Origin of the sequence: Terricaulis silvestris (assembly GCF_009792355.1) — a bacterium.
In the GTDB taxonomy this organism is placed as follows: Bacteria; Pseudomonadota; Alphaproteobacteria; order Caulobacterales; family Aquidulcibacteraceae; genus Vitreimonas; species Vitreimonas silvestris.
This window is the reverse complement of the sequence record NZ_CP047045.1, coordinates 2,041,767-2,059,457: the sequence shown is the minus strand read 5'-3', so window position 1 is coordinate 2,059,457 and position 17,691 is coordinate 2,041,767. Positions and strand designations below refer to the sequence as shown.

The 17,691-nt window shown below is 62.9% G+C and carries 17 protein-coding genes and 3 tRNA genes; 14 read left to right on the top strand and 6 right to left on the bottom strand.

Features of this window, described 5'->3' with window-relative positions:
* Window positions 1-51 precede the first annotated feature (51 nt).
* Window positions 52-501, top strand: coding sequence for an OmpA family protein (locus DSM104635_RS10515; RefSeq protein WP_158766154.1), 450 nt, complete (start codon window positions 52-54; stop codon window positions 499-501).
* A gap of 13 nt (window positions 502-514) precedes the next feature.
* Here DSM104635_RS10515 and DSM104635_RS10510 read toward each other — a convergent pair.
* From DSM104635_RS10510 to otsB, 4 genes are all read right to left on the bottom strand, one after another.
* Window positions 515-592 (bottom strand) — tRNA-Pro (locus DSM104635_RS10510).
* A gap of 34 nt (window positions 593-626) precedes the next feature.
* Window positions 627-2,057, bottom strand: coding sequence for an alpha,alpha-trehalose-phosphate synthase (UDP-forming) (locus tag DSM104635_RS10505; RefSeq protein ID WP_158766153.1), 1,431 nt, complete (start codon window positions 2,055-2,057; stop codon window positions 627-629).
* Window positions 2,054-3,841 carry a glycoside hydrolase family 15 protein gene (locus tag DSM104635_RS10500; RefSeq protein WP_158766152.1) on the bottom strand — a complete coding sequence of 596 codons (1,788 nt, stop codon included), beginning with the start codon at window positions 3,839-3,841 and terminating at the stop codon, window positions 2,054-2,056. The genes DSM104635_RS10505 and DSM104635_RS10500 overlap by 4 nt, the downstream gene beginning before the upstream one ends.
* Window positions 3,838-4,593: a trehalose-phosphatase gene (gene otsB / locus DSM104635_RS10495; RefSeq protein ID WP_158766151.1), complete on the bottom strand. Its 756-nt coding sequence runs from the start codon at window positions 4,591-4,593 to the stop codon at window positions 3,838-3,840. Before otsB ends, DSM104635_RS10500 begins: the two co-directional genes overlap by 4 nt.
* A gap of 290 nt (window positions 4,594-4,883) precedes the next feature.
* Here otsB and DSM104635_RS10490 point away from each other — a divergent pair, with 290 nt between their 5' ends.
* Complete coding sequence (locus DSM104635_RS10490) at window positions 4,884-5,348, top strand: RcnB family protein (protein WP_158766150.1); 465 nt, start codon at window positions 4,884-4,886, stop codon at window positions 5,346-5,348.
* 54 nt (window positions 5,349-5,402) lie between these two features.
* Here DSM104635_RS10490 and DSM104635_RS10485 read toward each other — a convergent pair whose 3' ends face one another.
* Entirely contained in the window at window positions 5,403-5,606 is a 204-nt protein-coding gene (locus DSM104635_RS10485) for a DUF2842 domain-containing protein (protein WP_158766149.1), read from the bottom strand.
* A gap of 79 nt (window positions 5,607-5,685) precedes the next feature.
* Here DSM104635_RS10485 and DSM104635_RS10480 point away from each other — a divergent pair, with 79 nt between their 5' ends.
* The 4 genes from DSM104635_RS10480 (at window position 5,686) to argC (ending at window position 9,080) form a co-directional block, all read left to right on the top strand.
* Window positions 5,686-6,711, top strand: coding sequence for a COX15/CtaA family protein (locus DSM104635_RS10480; RefSeq protein ID WP_228445651.1), 1,026 nt, complete (start codon window positions 5,686-5,688; stop codon window positions 6,709-6,711).
* A gap of 110 nt (window positions 6,712-6,821) precedes the next feature.
* Window positions 6,822-7,298, top strand: a complete 477-nt coding sequence (gene rplM, locus DSM104635_RS10475) for a 50S ribosomal protein L13 (RefSeq protein WP_158766147.1) — start codon at window positions 6,822-6,824, stop codon at window positions 7,296-7,298.
* A gap of 2 nt (window positions 7,299-7,300) precedes the next feature.
* Entirely contained in the window at window positions 7,301-7,795 is a 495-nt protein-coding gene (gene rpsI / locus DSM104635_RS10470) for a 30S ribosomal protein S9 (protein WP_158766146.1), read from the top strand.
* Between the two features lie 334 nt (window positions 7,796-8,129).
* On the top strand, window positions 8,130-9,080 hold the full coding sequence (argC, locus tag DSM104635_RS10465; protein ID WP_158766145.1) for an N-acetyl-gamma-glutamyl-phosphate reductase: 951 nt from the start codon (window positions 8,130-8,132) through the stop codon (window positions 9,078-9,080).
* Here the strand turns inward: argC and DSM104635_RS10460 are convergent.
* Window positions 9,073-11,055 carry a PHA/PHB synthase family protein gene (locus tag DSM104635_RS10460; RefSeq protein ID WP_158766144.1) on the bottom strand — a complete coding sequence of 661 codons (1,983 nt, stop codon included), beginning with the start codon at window positions 11,053-11,055 and terminating at the stop codon, window positions 9,073-9,075. The two genes, argC and DSM104635_RS10460, sit on opposite strands and share 8 nt — an antisense overlap.
* Before the next feature lie 110 nt (window positions 11,056-11,165).
* Between DSM104635_RS10460 and DSM104635_RS10455 the strand changes: the two genes are divergently transcribed.
* From DSM104635_RS10455 to DSM104635_RS10420, 8 genes are all read left to right on the top strand, one after another.
* Window positions 11,166-11,498: a hypothetical protein gene (locus tag DSM104635_RS10455; RefSeq protein WP_158766143.1), complete on the top strand. Its 333-nt coding sequence runs from the start codon at window positions 11,166-11,168 to the stop codon at window positions 11,496-11,498.
* On the top strand, window positions 11,495-12,697 hold the full coding sequence (locus tag DSM104635_RS10450; protein WP_158766142.1) for an LL-diaminopimelate aminotransferase: 1,203 nt from the start codon (window positions 11,495-11,497) through the stop codon (window positions 12,695-12,697). The genes DSM104635_RS10455 and DSM104635_RS10450 overlap by 4 nt, the downstream gene beginning before the upstream one ends.
* A 75-nt stretch (window positions 12,698-12,772) precedes the next feature.
* Entirely contained in the window at window positions 12,773-13,720 is a 948-nt protein-coding gene (glpX, locus tag DSM104635_RS10445; RefSeq protein WP_158766141.1) for a class II fructose-bisphosphatase, read from the top strand.
* A gap of 91 nt (window positions 13,721-13,811) precedes the next feature.
* Window positions 13,812-15,551: a single-stranded-DNA-specific exonuclease RecJ gene (gene recJ / locus DSM104635_RS10440; RefSeq protein WP_228445650.1), complete on the top strand. Its 1,740-nt coding sequence runs from the start codon at window positions 13,812-13,814 to the stop codon at window positions 15,549-15,551.
* Window positions 15,552-15,587: 36 nt separating this feature from the next.
* Window positions 15,588-16,817 carry a pyridoxal phosphate-dependent decarboxylase family protein gene (locus DSM104635_RS10435; RefSeq protein WP_158766139.1) on the top strand — a complete coding sequence of 410 codons (1,230 nt, stop codon included), beginning with the start codon at window positions 15,588-15,590 and terminating at the stop codon, window positions 16,815-16,817.
* Window positions 16,818-16,901: 84 nt separating this feature from the next.
* Window positions 16,902-16,976 (top strand) — tRNA-Glu (locus tag DSM104635_RS10430).
* A 64-nt stretch (window positions 16,977-17,040) separates the two neighbouring features.
* Complete coding sequence (locus DSM104635_RS10425; protein ID WP_158766138.1) at window positions 17,041-17,529, top strand: DUF192 domain-containing protein; 489 nt, start codon at window positions 17,041-17,043, stop codon at window positions 17,527-17,529.
* Window positions 17,530-17,575: 46 nt separating this feature from the next.
* Window positions 17,576-17,652, top strand: a tRNA-Pro gene (locus DSM104635_RS10420).
* Window positions 17,653-17,691 lie beyond the last annotated feature (39 nt).

Sequence of the window (17,691 nt, the reverse complement as noted above, 5' to 3'; positions counted from 1 at the left end):
GCTCCGCGTATGTTGCTCCGAGTAGTTGGCTCCGAGTCAGGGGGATCCTCGATGCTGAATAAGATGTTTGCCGCCGTTGTGTTCGCTGCTGCGTTGGGTGCGTGCGAGACGTTGCCAGGCTCGAGCGACGCCGCCACGGCGTTCGATCCGGCGGCGTGTTACGAGCGCGACTTCAACGTCTATTTCGACGGCGCCGACGCGACGCTGTCTCCTGAGGCCCGCGAAGCGATCAGCGCGGTCGGCACCGCGTTGCGCGGCTGCCGGATCGATCACGTGCGCATCATCGGTATGGCCGACGCCGCGCTTGAGGCTGAGATCAGCATCGAGATTTCCGAAGCGCGCGCCCGCGCCATTCGCGCCTATCTGGAGAGCGAATTCCGCTGGGACCACGATAAGTTCGAGCTGCGCGCGCGTGGTGATCGTGGCGCGGTGACGGAGGAAGGCTTGAACCGGCCGCTGCGCAGCCGCGCGCGTGTCGTGGCTACTGCATCGGCGCCGTAACGCGGAAAAGTGTTGGTCGGAGCGGAGAGATTCGAACTCTCGACCCCCAGTCCCCCAGACTGGTGCGCTAACCGGGCTGCGCTACGCTCCGACACCCCGCGAGGGTCGCCCGCGGGACGGCCCTCTTAGCTGTCCTTGCCGCCCGCGGCAATGCGCGGGCGTGGCGGCTTGAGCCCTGCGTCGCGGGCTTCCTCAAGCGCCGCGACGAAGTTGTCGCGCCAGGCGACGACATCGTCTTTCTCCACCCCATCCATCAAGGCGCGCCAACGGCGCCGCCGTTCCGCCACTGGCATGGCGAGTCCGCGCTTGATGGCGTCGGCCACGTCCTCTTGGCTGAAGGGGTTCACGATCAAGGCTTCGCGCATCTGCTGCGCGGCGCCGGCAAAGCGCGACAGCACCAGCACGCCAGGATCGGTCTCGTTTTGCGCCGCCACGAATTCCTTGGCGACCAGATTCATGCCATCGCGCAGCGGCGTCACGAGGCCGACGTCGGCGGCGCGGTAGATGCCGGCGAGCTCCTCACGCGAGTGCATGCGGTGGACGTTGCGGATCGGTATCCAATCCATTTCGGCGTTGGCGCCGTTGATGCGCCCGGACAGTGCGTCGAGGCGATGGATCATATCTTGATAGGCCTCAACATCTTCGCGGGTGCGCGTCGAGATTTGCAATAGGAAGATCTTCCGCTTCAGTTTTGGATTCTCGATCAGGAGGCGCTCAAACGCCAGCATGCGTTCGTCGATGCCCTTGGAATAATCCAGCCTATCGACGCCTAAGAGCATTTTGCGCCCAGCTTTGCTCTCCGTCATGCGCGTGAAGCTCTCTTGCGCGACATCGGAGTTCTTGAACGCGGCGAAGCCTTTCGCATCGATCCCGATCGGAAACGCTTGCGGGCGGACCGTGCGGCCGAAGGCGCGGATGCGCCCGTCCGAGAGCGTCATGCCATCGGCATCGTAAACCACATAGCTTTGAAACGCGTTCTTCCACTCATCGGTCTGGAAGCCGACGACGTCGTAGTGGAACAGCGATTCAACCAATTGGCGGTGGCGTGGCAGCGTGAGGATAAGTTCGCGTGCGGGCCAAGGAATGTGTAGGAAAAAGCCGATCGCGTTCTTGACGCCGCGTTCGCGCAATTCCCGGCCGAGCGGGATTAGGTGATAGTCCTGCACCCAGATAATGTCGTCCGGCTCGATCAGGGGCAGCAGCGTTTCGGCGAAGCGTTTGTTGACGCGTTCGTAGCCCTCGCCAAACGAGCGCTCGTATTGGGTGAGATCGATCCGATAGTGGAAGAGCGGCCACAACGTTCGATTGGCATAGCCGTTATAGTACTCTTCGATATCCTGTTCTTCGAGATCGAGCGTCGCGACGGTGATGCCATTGACGCGCTGCATCGCGATTTGGCCGGTGTATTGCCCCGTGGATTCGCCACTCCAGCCGAACCAAACGCCGCTATATTCGCGCAAAGCCGCCGACATCGCCATGGCGAGGCCGCCTTGGCTCGACGCGCCTTCGGGCGCCGGCGGCGAGATGCGGTTGGAAACAACGATGAGGCGGCTCATCGCACTGTGCTCCATGGGTTGCTCAGAAGGACGGCGCAATTGATGAGGCCGGCCAGCGAATAGGTTTGCGGGTAGTTGCCCCAGGGCGCGCCGGTGGCGAGATCACAGTCTTCCGACAGCAGGCCGGCGTGGGTGCGGCGCGCCAGCATCTGTTCAAAAAGCGAACGAGCCTCTTCGTGACGCCCGACGAGATACAACGCTTCAATCAGCCAGAACGTGCAGAAGTTGAAGGCGGTTTCGGGTTTGCCGAAATCGTCTTCGTCGGCGTAGCGCAGCACGTGATCGCCGCGGCGAAGATCGTGTTCGATGGCTTTGAGGGTGGCGAGGAAGCGCGGATCGTCGGGCGCAACGAGGCGCGTGTCGAGCATCTGCAACAGGCTCGCATCCATCTCGGCGCCGCCGAGTGTGGCAGCGAAGCGGCCGAGTTTGCCGTTCCAGGCTTTGGTCTCGATCGCCGTGCGGATCGCCGTGGCGCGGTCACGCCAATAGGCTTCGCGATCCGGCAAACTCAGACGATTGGCGGCGTTGGCGAGACGATCGCAGGCGGCCCAGCACATCAGCGTCGAGTACGTGTGCGTGGCGGCTTTAGTCCGGAATTCCCAGAGTCCGGCGTCCGGTTTCAGATGCACGTCGTAGGCGCGTTCGCCGACGCTCTCGAGGGCGCGGAAATCATCCACGCCAGGCGGGCGCAGTAGGCGCGTGTCGTAGAAGGCTTGCACGGTGGAGAGAACAATCTGGCCGTAGACGTCGTGCTGGTGGTGTTCGTGCGCTTGATTACCGACGCGGATAGGCCCCATGCCGCGATAGCCGGGCAGGGAGTCGATCATCGCCTCTTGCAGGATCGGCTCCATGCCGACGCCGTAGACGGGCTGGATGCGACCGCTCGGCGTTGCGTCGATGATGTTGCGCAGATAGCCGAGATAGCCTTCGAGGATGTCTGCTGCGCCGAGGCGGTTCAACGCCTGGACCGTGTAATAAGCATCGCGCAGCCAGCAATAGCGATAGTCCCAGTTGCGGCCGCTATTCGGAAACTCCGGCACCGACGTCGTCATCGCCGCGACGATGGCGCCGGTTTCCTCGTGGACGCAGAGCTTCAGCGTGATGGCGGCGCGGATGACGTCGGCTTGCCATTCTAGCGGGGTCGCCAGCATGCGCGACCAGTGCTGCCAGTAGAGTTTGGTGTTGTCGTACATCGCGCTGACGCGGACGCGGAGATCCTCGTCAAACGGCTCGTCAGGGCCGAGGAAGAAGACGTGCTCTTGCTCAAGCCGGAACACCTGGCCGCTCAGCGTGTGCGAGATGGGGGATGATGTGGAGAGCCGCATCACACCGGGCACGCGGTAGCGAATGTGATTGGAGCCCGAAGTCGTCTCCGCGCCCTGTGCGCCCCAATCGATCGCGGGCTTCAGCCGGACGCGGATGCGTGGCGCGCCGGAGAGTGGCTTCACGATGCGGATGAACGCGTTTGGCCGATAGAGCCGGTTGTGGCGGCGATAGCGCGGGCAGAAATCGGTGATCTCCAGCACGTTGCCGCGCGCGTCGGTGAGCGTTGTCACCAGGATTGGCGTGTTGCGCTCGTAGCGTTGCTCGGCGCTCACTTGGTCGATCAGGTCGATTGCCCATATGCCGACTTGATCTTCCGCCGCGTCGCGCCCGGACATCAGCGCGCAGAACATCGGATCGCCGTCGATGCGCGGCACGCAGGCCCAGACAAAGCGGCCGTTGCGGTCTATCAGCGCGGATTGCGCGCAATTGCCGATGGGAGAGAGGTCAAGGCTGGTCATGCGCGGAGCCCCGCGGCGAGCCAGGCGGTGACAGCGCTAGAGTCGCGCACTGCGTAGGTGGCGACGCTGATCCGCGTCGCGCCAACCAGCACGCCATATCCACCGCGTTCGCGCGCCGCCGTGAAGGCGTCTTCGTCGGTGACGTCGTCGCCGAGAGCGATGGGCGTGCGGCCGCGAAACGGCGCCTCTTGCATGAACGCGGCGAGCGCATCGCCCTTGGTGCGCACCCCAAGCGTGAGTTCTGCAACCATCTTGCCTTCGATCACGGTGAGCCCGTGCGCTTCGGCAATCATCTCTGCGATCTGCCGGACAGCAGGGCCCGCCTCCGGCGCATCACGGTAGTGCAGAGCAAAGCCTGCTCGTTTATCCTCAATGCGCGCGGGAAGGACACCCGATTGATGCATCGCGCGCGCTGCAACGAGTGCGGCCGTCACCGGCGAAAGATCGTCTTCAGCTCGATGCGTGGCGCCGTGGAAGCGGGTTTCAAATCCGTGCAACCCGGCGATGGAGTCTATGGCGCCGCCTAGGATGCTTTCGGCGCTTTCAATTGTACGTCCGGTCAGCAGCGCCATTGCGCCGCCGAGCGCGCGTGCGAGGTCACGCAACAAGGTGCGAAGGTTCTCGCCAGCCACAACGTCCTCCGGACGCGCGGCGATATCGACGAGCGTGCCATCTAAATCGAGGAAGAGAGCATGAGCGCGAAGGTCGAGGGGTGGCGGCGCTTTCGATGGTGATGCGCAATCGTGGGGCACGCGTCCTCTTACTGGTTTGTCGGACGGCCGCGCAGCGTGAAAACACTTCGGCGCGCCCAACGCCGCCCCGCGCGCAATGGGCAGGGTGAAACGCTTTCAGCACCGTACAGGTTCCCGCATTCAATAAGCTGAAAAAAGTTGCGCCAAGCTCTGTCCAACGCGGCCGCTGACACAGGTTGGCGCCGCTAAGTTATTGATTGGACACACCTCCTCAGAACGCATTCAGGGGCCGGACGTTAGCTTCACACACAACGAGATGACGAGGTCTCGTCGGAAGAGGAGCAGAAGTCATGAATAAGATTTTCAAAACCGCGGCGCTTGCAGCGCTTGTTGCGGTCGGCCCGCTGGCGATGACCGGCACAGCTGCCGCGCAATCGCGCCGCGACGTTCGGGAAGAGCGCCAGGACGTGCGCGATGCGCGTCAGAACTTGCGTGAGCAGCGTCGGGACGTGCGCCAAGCGCAACGCTGGAATCAGCGCAACCACAATGGCTATTATGTTGGCAACCGATTCTACTACGGCCAACCGAACGGCGCGCAGATGCAACGCCGCGACTATCGCCCGGCCTATCAGCAATGGCGCCGTGGCGACCGTCTCCCGAACTACGCGCGGTCGAGCTATCGCCAAGTCGACTATCGCCGTGAGCACCTGCGTGCGCCGCCGCGTGGCTACCACTACGTCCGCGACGATCGCGGTGAAGTGCTGCTCGTCGGCATCGCCACCGGCGTTATCCTGAGCATCCTGCTCAACCAATAACGCTTCAGTCGCGATGATGAAGCCGCCTCGGAGCCTCGCTTCGGGGCGGTTTTCTTATGCGCCGCGGTTCATCCAGGCGAACAGCGGCTTCAGCGGAAAAATCCAGACGATGCCGGCAATGGCGTAGAACACGAGTTCCGCCCAGGTCGGCAGCAACGGCGCTAGCGCCACGCCGAGGCTTGCCGCCAGCACGGCGTAGAGCGCGATGTACGCCAGCAGCGCCAAGCAGCCGACCGCCTTGCGTGTGCGGATATTCATGAAACGTCCCTACGCGGCGGCGCGCCGCGTTTCCGCCAAGCTCGCCCGGTTCTATGGAGGCGAGCGAGGGACGACAAGCATGGCAAGCGACGACATCTGGCCGCCGCGCGACAAATGGGTCGGCATCTGGCTGCTGGTCATTTGCGCGCTGGTGACATGCATGATCCTCGTCGGCGGCGCGACGCGGCTGACCGATAGCGGCCTTTCCATCACCGAATGGAACGTCATGAAGCACTTCGTCCCGCCGATGAACGAGACGGCGTGGGCGCAGGAGTTCGCGCTCTATCAGCGTACGCTTGAGTACCAGAACCAGAATTACGGCATGAGCCTCACGCAATTCCGGCAGATCTATCTGTGGGAGTGGGGCCATCGCTTTTTGGGCCAGTTGATTGGCATGGCGTTCGCTTTGCCGGCGCTGTTCTTCCTGTTCACCGGACGCTTGCGCGGACGCTTTCGCGTGACGGGGCTACTGTTCGTGCTCGGCGGCCTGCAGGGCGCGATTGGCTGGTGGATGGTGACGAGCGGACTGTTCGATCGCTTGGATGTAAGCCCAGTGCGTCTAGCGATCCATCTGGGCATGGCGCTCTTTATTCTCGCGCTTGCGTTTAGCGTAGCGCTGGGCGCGTTTGGTTGGCCGCGTACGCCGACGCAACTCGGAGCGCCACGTTGGGCGCCGTCGCTGTTGCTCGTGCTAGTCTTTGTTCAGGCGATGCTCGGCGCGTTGCTCGCGGGTAGCGACGGCGGGCGCGCGTATGCGGATTGGCCGACGATCGGTGGGGAGTGGATTCCATCGTCCGCGTTTGGGCTGGAATCGTTCTGGGCGAACTTCACGGAGGACCACGCAACGCAGCATCTGCTGCACCGAACTAGCGGATATGTCGTGGCGCTAGCTGCGGTGAGCGTAGCGCTAGCGTCGTTGCTGCGCGGCGAGGGCGAGGGCAGGGCTGCTGGCCTCGCGATTGGGGCTTTGGCGCTGCTTCAGGTGATGTTGGGCGTGCTGACGGTTCTGGCCGCTGCGCCGCTCTCCTTGAGCTTGCTGCACCAGTTTGGAGCCGTAGCGCTTTGGATTGCGACGGTCGGGACCATCCGTTTGGTGCGGCGGTAGAATATTACCGTAATAGTAAGTTATGGAAAACACGGAAGAAAACGTCGCCTATTGACGCCGATTCGCGTCTCCACTACACGCGCGCCTTCGTTTCGTCAGGACTTATTCCAATGCGCACCCAATCGACGCGCTCGGCCAAGGCCTCGGAGATCACCCACGGCTGGATCGTGGTGGACGCCGAAGGCGTGGTTGTGGGCCGTCTCGCTTCGTTCATCGCGCTGCGCCTTCGTGGCAAGCATCGCGCCGATTTCACGCCGCATGTCGACACCGGCGATCATGTCGTGGTCATCAACGCCGAGAAGGTCGCCCTGACCGGCAAGAAGCTGACCGACAAAATCTACTATCGCCACACCGGTTATCCGGGCGGCATCAAGGAGCGCGTCGCGGGCAAGGTGCTCGCTGGCAAGCATCCCGAGCGCGTGCTTGAGAAAGCCGTCGAACGCATGATGCCGAAGGAAAGCCCGTTGGCGCGTGGTCAGCTCGCGAAGCTGCGCGTCTATGCTGGCGCCGATCATCCGCACGCGGCGCAGAACCCGGTCTCGATCGACTTCAAATCCAAGAACCGCAAGAACTCGAGGGTTGGCTAATCATGAGCGACATCGGCCAAGGCCTTGAGTCACTCGGCGAAATCACCGGCCGTCCGCCGGGGACTGGCACCGAACACATCGCCATCGAGCGTGAACGCAAGGTCGACAAGTTCGGCCGCGCTTACGCCACCGGCAAGCGCAAGAACGCCATCGCGCGCGTTTGGGTGAAGCCCGGCAAGGGCAAGATCACCATCAACGGCAAAGAGTCGGATGCATACTTCGCGCGCCCGGTTCTGCGCATGATGATCAACCAGCCGTTCAAGATCACGAACCGCGAAGGCGAGTTCGACGTGTTCTGCACGGTCGTCGGTTCTGGCCTCTCGGGTCAAGCCGGCGCGGTGCGTCACGGCATCTCGAAGGCGCTTTGCGATTACGAACCGGCGCTTCGTCCGCCGCTGAAGCACGCCGGCTTCCTCACCCGCGACAGTCGCGTGGTCGAGCGTAAAAAGTACGGCCGCAAGAAGGCCCGCCGGAGCTTCCAGTTCTCGAAGCGCTAAGCCGCTTCAAGGTTTGGGTTACGGGACGGGCGCTTCTTTCGGGAAGCGCCCGTTTTGTTTTTGGAGAGAGCGATGCAGACTTGGCCGGATGGCTGGCGCGAGGTCGACGAGAATGCTCGTGTGCGACTGCGTGGAGAGTTTAAGCGCGCTCTTCCGCCGACATTCCCTCTCGACCCCGAGACGCTAGAGGCAATCGCTGAGAACTCCGAAGTGGACGAGTTTTTGTTTCGAGTGTCGGATGGTCGTGTAGCGGAGATGCATTTACCGATACGTGGCCCGGGTGGTGTCACGTGTGTCCTCTATTCTTCCATCGAAGATTGGCGAGTCCGCAGAAATGATCTCAAGCGCTAAAGTCTTCATTGATGGCGAAGCGGGCACAACCGGCCTGCAAATCCGCGAGCGACTGGAAAGCCGTCGCGACGTTGAGCTTGTCTCGATCAATCCGGCCAAGCGCAAGGACGCGGACGAGCGCAAGCGGCTGCTGAATAGTGTCGACGCGGTGATCCTGTGCTTGCCGGATGATGCGGCGCGTGAGGCTGTGTCGTTGATCGAGAACGACGCGGTGAAGGTGATCGATGCGTCGACGGCGTATCGTGTTGCGCCCGATTGGGCCTACGGCTTTGCGGAGATGGCCAAGGATCAGCGCGCCAAGATCGCGGCGTCGAAGCGCATCTCCAATCCTGGTTGCTATCCTACCGGCTTTATCGCGTTGGTGCGACCGTTAGCGGAAGCTGGGATCGTTCCGCGCGATTGGGCGATCAGCGTGAACGCTGTCAGCGGTTATTCCGGTGGCGGCAGGGCGATGATTGCGGAGTTCGAGAACGAGGCTGATCCCAGCTTTACGCGTGTGCCGTACCGCATCTACTCGATGGCGCAGAAGCACAAGCATGTGCCGGAAATGCAGAGATACGCCGGGCTTGCTCGCGCGCCGATTTTCGCGCCGAGCGTTGGGCGCTATTACAAAGGCATGATCGTCGAAGTCCCGCTGCCGCTGGCTGCGATGGGCAAAGGCGCCAAACTCGAAGACGTGCATGCGGTGCTGGCTCAAGCTTATAAAGGCGAACGTTTCGTCACCGTCGCCTCGCCGGAAGAAGCGCGCGCGCTGAAGACGCTCGATCCCGAAAGCCTGAACGGAACGAACCAGCTCAAGCTCTTCGTGTTCGGTCACGACGAAGAAGCGCGCCTCGTGGCGCTGTTGGACAATCTCGGCAAAGGCGCCAGCGGCGCAGCGGTGCAGAATTTGAACATCGCGCTCGGATTGGATGAGGGCGCTGGGCTCAGCTAGAGCTCGATCGCACCTTCACGTACTCGCCTGGCGCGTCAGCGAGCGGTTTCAGTTCGCCGTCGCCCGGCGTGCGCGCGGGTACGTCTTCGCCGCTGCGTTCGCCCAGCCATTTATCCCAATACGGCCACCACGAACCTGGCGCCTCGTGGGCGAACGCCATCCAGTCGTCGACCGAGCCTTTGAGGTTCTTGTTGGTCCAGTATTGGTATTTGTTGGCGCTCGGGTGATTGATGACGCCGGCGATGTGGCCAGAGCCCGCCACGATGAACTCAACCGGGCCACCAAATGAGAGCGCGCTGCGATAAACGCTGGGCGCGGGCGCGATGTGATCTTCTTTTGAGCTTTGCATGAAGATCGGGATTTTCACGTCCTTCAGCGAGAGCTTCTCGCCGAGCAGGCTGAGCTTGCCTTCGCTCAGCGCGTTATCGCGATAAAACTGGCGCAGATAGAATAGGTGCAGCGCCTTGGGCATGCGCGTCTGGTCGGCATTCCAATAGAGCAGATCGAACGGTGGTGGTTGTTTTCCGATGTAATAATTGTCGACGACGTAATTCCAGATTAGATCATTGGACCGCAGTGAGTTGAAGGTATCGGCCATGGTCTGCGCGTCGAGCACGCCGCCGGCCTGATCCATTTTGTCTTCGAGAAACTTGATGCCGGCCTCGTCGGAGAAAACGAGCAAATCGCCGGCGAGCTTGAAGTCAGCCTGCGACGCAAAGAACGTCGCGCTCTGGATACGTTCGTCGCCAAGCTTGGCCATATGCGCGAGAGTTGCCGCCAGCAGCGTGCCGCCAACACAATAGCCAACCGTGTTCATGCGATCGACGTTGGCGGCCTTCGTCACTGCCTCGACGGCGGCGTAGATGCCTTCGCGCATGTAGTCTTCGAAGCCGACCTCCGCCATGTCCTCGCCCGGGTTAACCCAGGAGACCAAGAACACGGTGTGGCCTTGATCGGTGAGCCACTTGATCATCGAGTTCTTGGGCTGGAGATCGAGGATGTAGAATTTGTTGATCCAGGGCGGAAAGATCAGCAGGGGAACCTCGTGCACTTTCTCCGTGGACGGCGCGTACTGGATCAGTTCGAACACGCGATTACGAAAGACGACCTTGCCCGGCGACGTCGCAACATTCTCTCCGACTTTGTAGGCGTCTAGGTCCGTTTGCGAGATCGCCAGCGCGCCTTTGCCGCGTTTCAGATCCTCGGCGAGGTTCTCCACGCCCTTCATCAAGCTCGTGCCGCCGGACTGGAACATTGCCCGCAACGCGGCGGGGTTCGTCATCAGGAAATTCGAAGGCGAAGCGGCATCTACCGCTTGCTTGATGAAGAACACCGCTTTGCGCTTGGTGGCTTCGTCCACGCCTTCAGTGCGTTCGACCAAGTCTGTGATGAATTGCGAAGTCGCGAGATAGGATTCGCGGAGCATTGAGAACGCCGGGTTAGAGCGCCATTCCGGATCGCGGAAGCGCTTGTCGCGGATGGGACCCTCATCTGGCGTTTGGCCGGTCAGCATGTAACCGGCGTGGCGTTCCCAGATGTCGGCGTAGCGCTGCCACAGAGTGGCGTGCGCTTCGCGCAGTGTTTCCGGCTGCGACGCAAGATGGCCCCACACATCGTTCAGCGCGCTCTGCATGCCGAGCGGATCGGGTTGCCACGTCTCCGTGTTCTTCGACTGATCCATGAAGGCGGTGGAGAACACCTGGTTCGCGCGCGTCATCGCGGCGGTCAGGTTCGATGAGAGTGCTGAAAGGCTCTCGGCGGTTTGCTCCATGATGAGGTCATTGAGCCGCGCTGGCGTTTCCGCCGGTGGTTTCGCGGTTGGCTTCGGCGCCTCGGTTTTTACCGCTTCAGGCGCCGGCTCGGCCTTGGCAGCGCGCGGCTTGCGCGTACCCGATGCACGCTTGCGCGCCCGCTTGGCGGCGGGCTTTGGCGCGGGCGCGGCGGGGCCTGGGGCGCCGCCGTCAGCTTCGGTCATCGTGTTCTCCCTATTGGAGATATTGTAATGCCGCTTCGCGTGGTGGCGCAAAGGCAGGCTCTGGTATAGGAGGGAAATCGGGGTCCAAATCCCTCCAGGGAAGTCTTTTCATGCGCGGAACCATCGCTCTTGCAGCTCTCGCGGGCCTCGTCGGCCTCGGCGGCTGCATCAACACCTCCTCGGTAGAGACGCCGGAATGGTTCAGCGAGCGCAGTGCTGAGAACGACTCGTCGTACCCGAGCCTTCGATCCGTTCCGCGGGACCATGACGCTAACGTCGATCCCGCGCATTGGGCGGCGGTGGAGGCCGATGTTGTCGCCGCGGGCCAAGCCGTGAAGCAGAACCCGCGCTCAGAGCCCGCTTCGCTGGCCGAGACGCCAGCCGAATTCCTCGACGAAGCCCGCGAGGATTTGGAAGAGACGCGTCAGTCGCACGAACCGTGAGCGCCTCCGACTTTCACAAGATCCGCCGCCTCCCGCCTTATGTGTTCGAGGAGGTCAACAAGCTGAAAGCGCGCCTGCGCAATCAGGGCGTGGACATTATCGATTTCGGCATGGGCAATCCGGATTTGCCGGTGCCGCAGCACATCGTCGAGAAGTTGTGTGAGACGGCGGCCAAGCCGCGCACCAACCGCTACTCCGCGTCGCGCGGTATTCCGGGGCTGCGCAAGGCGATGGCCGGCTATTACGATCGCCGTTTTGGCGTGAAGCTCAATCCAGACACCCAGATTGTCTCGACGTTGGGTTCGAAGGAGGGCTTCGCCAATTTGGCGCAAGCCATCACCGCGCCGGGCGACGTGATCATCTCGCCCAATCCGTCGTACCCGATTCACGCCTTCGGCTTCATCATGGCCGGCGGCGTGATCCGCTCGATCGAAGCGCATTCGCCCGAGCAATACCTTTCCGGCATCAGCCGCGCCGCGCGCCACTCTGTGCCGCCGCCGATCGCGATGGTGACGTGCTATCCGGCCAACCCGAGCGCCCAGACGGTAGAACTCGATTTCTACAAAGACGCAGTCGCGCTGGCGAAGAAGCACGAGATGTTTCTGCTCTCGGACATGGCGTATTCGGAGATCTACTTCGAAGGCGATCCGCCGCCATCGGTCCTGCAAGTCGATGGCGCGACTGATGTGTGCGTGGAGGTCAACACGCTCTCCAAGACGTATTCGATGGCCGGTTTCCGCGTCGGCTTCGCACTCGGCAACGAGCGCCTGATCGCGGCGCTGGCGCGAGTGAAGTCATATCTCGATTACGGCGCCTACACGCCAGTGCAGGTTGCCGCTGCCGCCGCGCTGAACGGGCCGCAGGATTGCGTTGAAGAGATGCGAAGCACCTATAAGCAGCGCCGCGACGTGTTGCTCGATAGCTTCGCCAAGGCAGGCTGGACGCTGCCGAAGCCAAGCGCGTCGATGTTCGTTTGGGCGCCGTTGCCGGAGCAATTCAAACACCTGGGCTCGATCGAGTTCGCCAAGCGCCTGATGGAGGGCGCCGAGATCGCCGTCGCGCCGGGTGCTGGGTTCGGTGAATACGGCGACGGCTTCGTCCGCATCGCCTTGGTGGAGAACGAACAGCGCATTCGCCAAGCCGCGCGCAACCTAAAACGTTTTCTTCAGTCCAATGCGGCCCCCACGGCTGCAGAGTAGCTTTCCATCGCCGCTTCGCGCTTGACGCCGGGCCTCCCGGCGGGGAAAGCCATCGCCACATTTTCGGAGTTCCGCATGCATAACATGACCGACGACCTCGCCTTTTCGGCGGCGCGTGTGCCGATCGCGGCGGCGATCGCGGCTGCGAAGCTGACGGGCCGGGGCGACGAGAAGGCCGCCGACCAGGCCGCCGTCGACGCCATGCGCAACATGCTGAACCAGATGCCCATGAAGGGCCGCATCGTCATCGGCGAAGGCGAACGCGACGAGGCGCCGATGCTTTATATCGGCGAAGAAGTCGGCACGGGCCAGGGCGTCGAACTCGATATCGCGCTCGATCCGCTCGAAGGCACGACGCTGACGGCCAAAGCCATGGCCAACGCGCTCGCCGTCATCGCGTTCGCACCTCGCGGCGGGCTGCTGCATGCTCCCGATACTTACATGGACAAACTCGCCGTTGGCCCGGGCTTCGAAGACGGGATCGTTGATCTAGACAAGCCGGCTGATGAAAACGCCAAGGCGCTGGCGAAGGCCAAGGGCGTGAAGATCGAAGACATTGGCGTGTGCGTGCTCGATCGTCCGCGCCACGCCGACATCATCACCGCGCTGCGCAAAGCCGGTTGCCGCGTACATCTTATTACCGATGGCGACGTTGCCGGCGTGATCAACTGCACCAAGCCGGAAACCGGCATCGATATGTACGTGGGCCAAGGCGGCGCGCCCGAGGGCGTGCTGGCGGCGGCAGCGTTGAAGTGCGTCGGCGGCCAATTCCAGGGGCGCCTGGTTTTCCGCAACGACGACGAAAAGCAACGCGCCGAGCGCACCGGCGTCACCGATTTCAAGCGCCGCTATACGCTGACGGAGCTGGTGTCGGATGATGCGCTGTTCTTGGCGACTGGCGTGACGCAGGGCTCACTGCTCGATGGCGTCCGCGTCGTGAACGGCGTCGCGCACACGCATACGCTGGTGCTGAATTCCTATACGCGGACGGTGAGCGAACTCCGGGTGCGCCAGCCGGTCTGAACGCCTGCGAATCGGGCTACCGAGGGGGATGGCCACGGCGGCGATCGCAAAAAAGCCAACGGAGTCCGCGTTTCTTGGCGTGGAACGCTCCTTGACGGGCCGGCGCTGGCGCGCGCGCGAGGCCGATCTGGGACTGACCGAGGTCTTTCGCCGGCGTTTCAGCTTGCCGGAGATCGCCGCGCGGCTGATGGCAGCGCGTGGGATTTCTCTGGATGAGGCGGAAGCGTTTCTGGCGCCGACGCTGAAGACGCATTTTCCTGATCCGTCGTCGTTTCAGGACATGGATGAAGCCGCGCGCGTGATTGAAGATGCGATTGTCGGCGGCCGCTCCTGCGCCGTGCTGGCAGACTACGATGTCGATGGCGGCTCCTCCGCGGCGCAGCTCGTGCGCTACTTTCGCGCGCGCGGGCGTGAGCTGAAGATTTACGTGCCGGATCGGATGAAGGAGGGCTATGGGCCCTCCGCTTTGGCGTTCGAGCGGTTGAAGGCGGAAGGCGTCGAACTCGTCATCACCGTCGATTGCGGCGCGGCGGCTGAAGAGCCGTTGAACGCAGCCGCGGATCTCGGCCTCGATGTCATCGTGCTCGATCACCACTTGATGGCCGGCCCGCCGCCAAAAGCGCGCGCGGTGGTCAATCCGAACAGGCTCGACGACACATCGGGGCAGGGGCATCTTACCGCCGCCGGCGTGGTGTTAGTGACACTCGCCGCCGTGAACCGCGAAGCGCGCAAGCGCGGGTCGATTGGCTCAAACAATCTGCCCGACCTGATCCAGATGCTCGATCTCGCGGCTATCGGGACGGTGTGTGATGTCGCGCCGCTCACTGGGTTCAACCGCGCCATCGTTGCACAGGGGCTGAAGATTCTGCGCAACGGAAAGAACATCGGCATGGTCGCGCTGGCGGAGAACGCTGGGCGCAAGGGCGAGGCGACCGTCTACGATTTTGGTTTTATTCTAGGCCCGCGCATCAATGCGGGTGGGCGTGTCGGCGATGCGTCGCTGGCGACGAAACTGCTCTCAACCGAAAACGAAGAAGAAGCCCGCGAACTCGCCGCTACGCTCGAGGCCTTGAACCAGGAGCGCCGCGCGCGGGAAACCGAAATGTTGGCTGATGCCGAGACCGCAGCTTTGGCGGAGGCCGAGAAGCGCAACGTCGTCATCGTCGGCTCGCACCTATGGCATCCAGGCGTGATCGGCATCGCCGCGGGCCGGCTGAAGGATCGGCTGATGAAGCCGACCATCGTGCTCGGCGGCGTCTCCGAGCATGAACCGGCAAAAGGCTCAGGCCGCTCGACGCCAGGGGTCAATCTCGGGGCGGCCGTGGCTGCCGCGAAGTTGGCAGGACTGCTCATCAACGGTGGTGGTCACGCGGCGGCGGCGGGTCTGACGGTTGAGTGGGACAAGGTTGAAGCGCTGAAGGATTTTCTGTCCGATTACCTTGCGCCTGAGATCGCGGCTGCAGCCGGCGAAGCGCGCGCGCTTTCAATCGATGCGGCGGGCGCCGTTGGCACGATGGATCTGCAGCTGCTCGATGCACTTGAGCAGATCGGGCCATACGGGCAGGGCCACCCGGAGCCGGTGTTTGCGCTACCGGACGTGCGCGTATGCTTCGCCAAGCTGGTGAAGGAAGAGCACGTCCGTTTCACACTGGAGGACGCGCGCGGCGCCCGTGTCAGCGGCATCGCCTTCCGCGCCATGAAGAGCCCGCTTGGCGAAGCGCTGATGAAGCGCGACGCGACCTACCACGCCGCTGTCCGGATCAAGAAGAACGAGTGGAACGGCACCGTGAAGGCCGAAGTCGAGATCGTGGATTTGGCGCTCGCGTCGTGAGTTGAACCCAGCGCGTCCGCGTGCTTGGTTCAGCGCATGAGCACGGATTTCCCACAGCACGGCACGCCTTGGAGCGACCTCGAACCCCGCATGCGCGAGATGGGCGCGGGCGATGTTAAATGGCGCGAAGGCAAAACCGCGATCTACATCTTCAACGCCGGCGAAGAGATCGAGCGCGTGAAGAAGACCGCCTACGCCATGTTCTCTGAAGAGAACGGCTTGGGGCCGGCGGCGTTTCCGAGCCTTGCGCGGATGGAACGCGAAGTGGTGGCGTTCGGGCTGCAGCTGCTCAATGCGCCGAAGGGCGCGGCGGGCGGCATGACAAGCGGCGGCACGGATTCCATCTTCATGGCCGTGAAGGCGGCGCGGGATTACGCGCGATCAAAAGGCCAGAAGGGGCCGGCGAACATCGTCACGCCGTACTCGGCGCATCCGGCGTTCCACAAGGCCGCGATGGTGATGGACATAGAAGTCCGCCGGACGCCGCTAAAGGAGTGCCTCGCCGATCTGGCAGCGATCGAAACGGCGGCGGACGAGAACACGATCATGATCGTCGGATCCTCGCCGAATTTTCCGTACGGCCTGATCGATCCAATTGAAGCGCTGGGGGAAGTCGCGCAGCGCAAGAAGCTCTGGCTGCACGTCGATGCTTGCGTCGGCGGCTACATCGCGCCGTTTGTGAAGATGAACGGCGCGGATCTGCCGACGTGGGATTTTGCCGTGCCGGGTGTGTCGTCGATCTCGGGCGATCTGCACAAGTACGGTTACGCCTCGAAGGGCGCCTCGACCGTCTTCTTCCGGACCGAGGCGCTGAAGGAATTCATGCCGTTCGACGCCGGCCCCTGGCCGCTTGGGCGCATGATCACACCGACGCTCGCCGGTACGCGCCCTGGCGGCGCAATTGCCGCGGCGTGGGCAGTGATCAATTTCCTAGGCGTCGACGGCTATCGCGCCAAGCAGAAGATGGTTACCGACACGCGCGAGAAAGTGGAGGCGGGGGTGAGGCGACTTGGCTTCGAGGTGTTCGGCAAACCGCAACTCGGCATCGTTGCGTTCCGCCATCCGGAGGCCGACACATTCGCGCTGCTCGGCAAGCTCCATCACAAGGGTTGGATCACCGGTGCGTTGGTCGATCCGTCCGCGCTGCATTTGATGCTGTCGCCGGTGCACCTGGAGGCGAGCGAGCGTTATTTGGCGGATCTGGAAGAGGCCCTCGTTGAGGTCGGCGGTGCGAAGGCCGCAGCCAGCAGCGGGTACGCCAGTTAACCCGGAGAGCGGCGGATGGTCCGGCTTGCCAGCCTCGGCGGGCGCCTCTATATGGCCGCTTCCCGCGTTTCCACGTGGTTCCGTGGGCCCTTCGTCTATCGGTTAGGACGTCAGGTTTTCAACCTGAAAAGAGGGGTTCGACTCCCCTAGGGCCTGCCACTTTCCCGCCTTATCGCGCGTTCAGAGGCCGTGCTAGAAGCACGCCGAACTGAAGGACTGGGACATGCTCAAGACCACGTTGCGAGCCATCGCGATCGCCGCGCTAATCGCCGGCAGCGCCTGTGCGCAGCAGGCGGCGGAAACCGCCAGTGGCGCAAGCGTCGGGCCTGAAGCGCCGACTGAAGTGCTAACCGTGGAAACCTCCGGCGGCGCCGTGCGCTTCAATGTCGAAATCGCGGACGACGACCAGGAGCGCGATCACGGCCTCATGTACCGCGAGCCCCTGCCGGACGATCGCGGCATGCTGTTCGACTTCCCAGAGCCTCGCCGGGTGACGTTCTGGATGCGCAATACGCCATCGTCGCTCGACATCATCTTTATCGGAGCGGACGGCCGAGTCCTGAATATCGCCGATCACACCACGCCGTATTCGGAAAACATGATCCCTTCGACAGGTGAGGCGCGCGGCGTTCTCGAAATTCGCGCCGGACTTGCCGCGGAACGCGGCATCCGCCCTGGAGACCGGGTGCGGCATCGCATCTTCGCCGGCTGAGGATTGTTGCCCCGCGCGCTGGCGCATGGCAGATCGGCGCCCCAGTCGGGGTATAGCTCAGCCTGGTAGAGCGCCAGCTTTGGGAGCTGGATGTCGAGAGTTCGAATCCCTCTGCCCCGACCATCCTTCGCTCACGAAGCGAGTGGAGGATGGTCGTCCTCC

Coding starts and splice junctions, on each gene's coding strand:
- DSM104635_RS10505 (WP_158766153.1), bottom strand. CDS start 2,057: ATGAGCCGCCTCATCGTTGTTTCCAACCGCATCTCGCCGCCGGCGCCC.
- DSM104635_RS10490 (WP_158766150.1), top strand. CDS start 4,884: ATGAATAAGATTTTCAAAACCGCGGCGCTTGCAGCGCTTGTTGCGGTC.
- DSM104635_RS10515 (WP_158766154.1), top strand. CDS start 52: ATGCTGAATAAGATGTTTGCCGCCGTTGTGTTCGCTGCTGCGTTGGGT.
- DSM104635_RS10485 (WP_158766149.1), bottom strand. CDS start 5,606: ATGAATATCCGCACACGCAAGGCGGTCGGCTGCTTGGCGCTGCTGGCG.
- rpsI (WP_158766146.1), top strand. CDS start 7,301: ATGAGCGACATCGGCCAAGGCCTTGAGTCACTCGGCGAAATCACCGGC.
- DSM104635_RS10460 (WP_158766144.1), bottom strand. CDS start 11,055: ATGACCGAAGCTGACGGCGGCGCCCCAGGCCCCGCCGCGCCCGCGCCA.
- rplM (WP_158766147.1), top strand. CDS start 6,822: ATGCGCACCCAATCGACGCGCTCGGCCAAGGCCTCGGAGATCACCCAC.
- argC (WP_158766145.1), top strand. CDS start 8,130: ATGATCTCAAGCGCTAAAGTCTTCATTGATGGCGAAGCGGGCACAACC.
- DSM104635_RS10500 (WP_158766152.1), bottom strand. CDS start 3,841: ATGACCAGCCTTGACCTCTCTCCCATCGGCAATTGCGCGCAATCCGCG.
- DSM104635_RS10425 (WP_158766138.1), top strand. CDS start 17,041: ATGCTCAAGACCACGTTGCGAGCCATCGCGATCGCCGCGCTAATCGCC.
- DSM104635_RS10480 (WP_228445651.1), top strand. CDS start 5,686: ATGGCAAGCGACGACATCTGGCCGCCGCGCGACAAATGGGTCGGCATC.
- DSM104635_RS10435 (WP_158766139.1), top strand. CDS start 15,588: ATGAGCACGGATTTCCCACAGCACGGCACGCCTTGGAGCGACCTCGAA.
- glpX (WP_158766141.1), top strand. CDS start 12,773: ATGCATAACATGACCGACGACCTCGCCTTTTCGGCGGCGCGTGTGCCG.
- DSM104635_RS10455 (WP_158766143.1), top strand. CDS start 11,166: ATGCGCGGAACCATCGCTCTTGCAGCTCTCGCGGGCCTCGTCGGCCTC.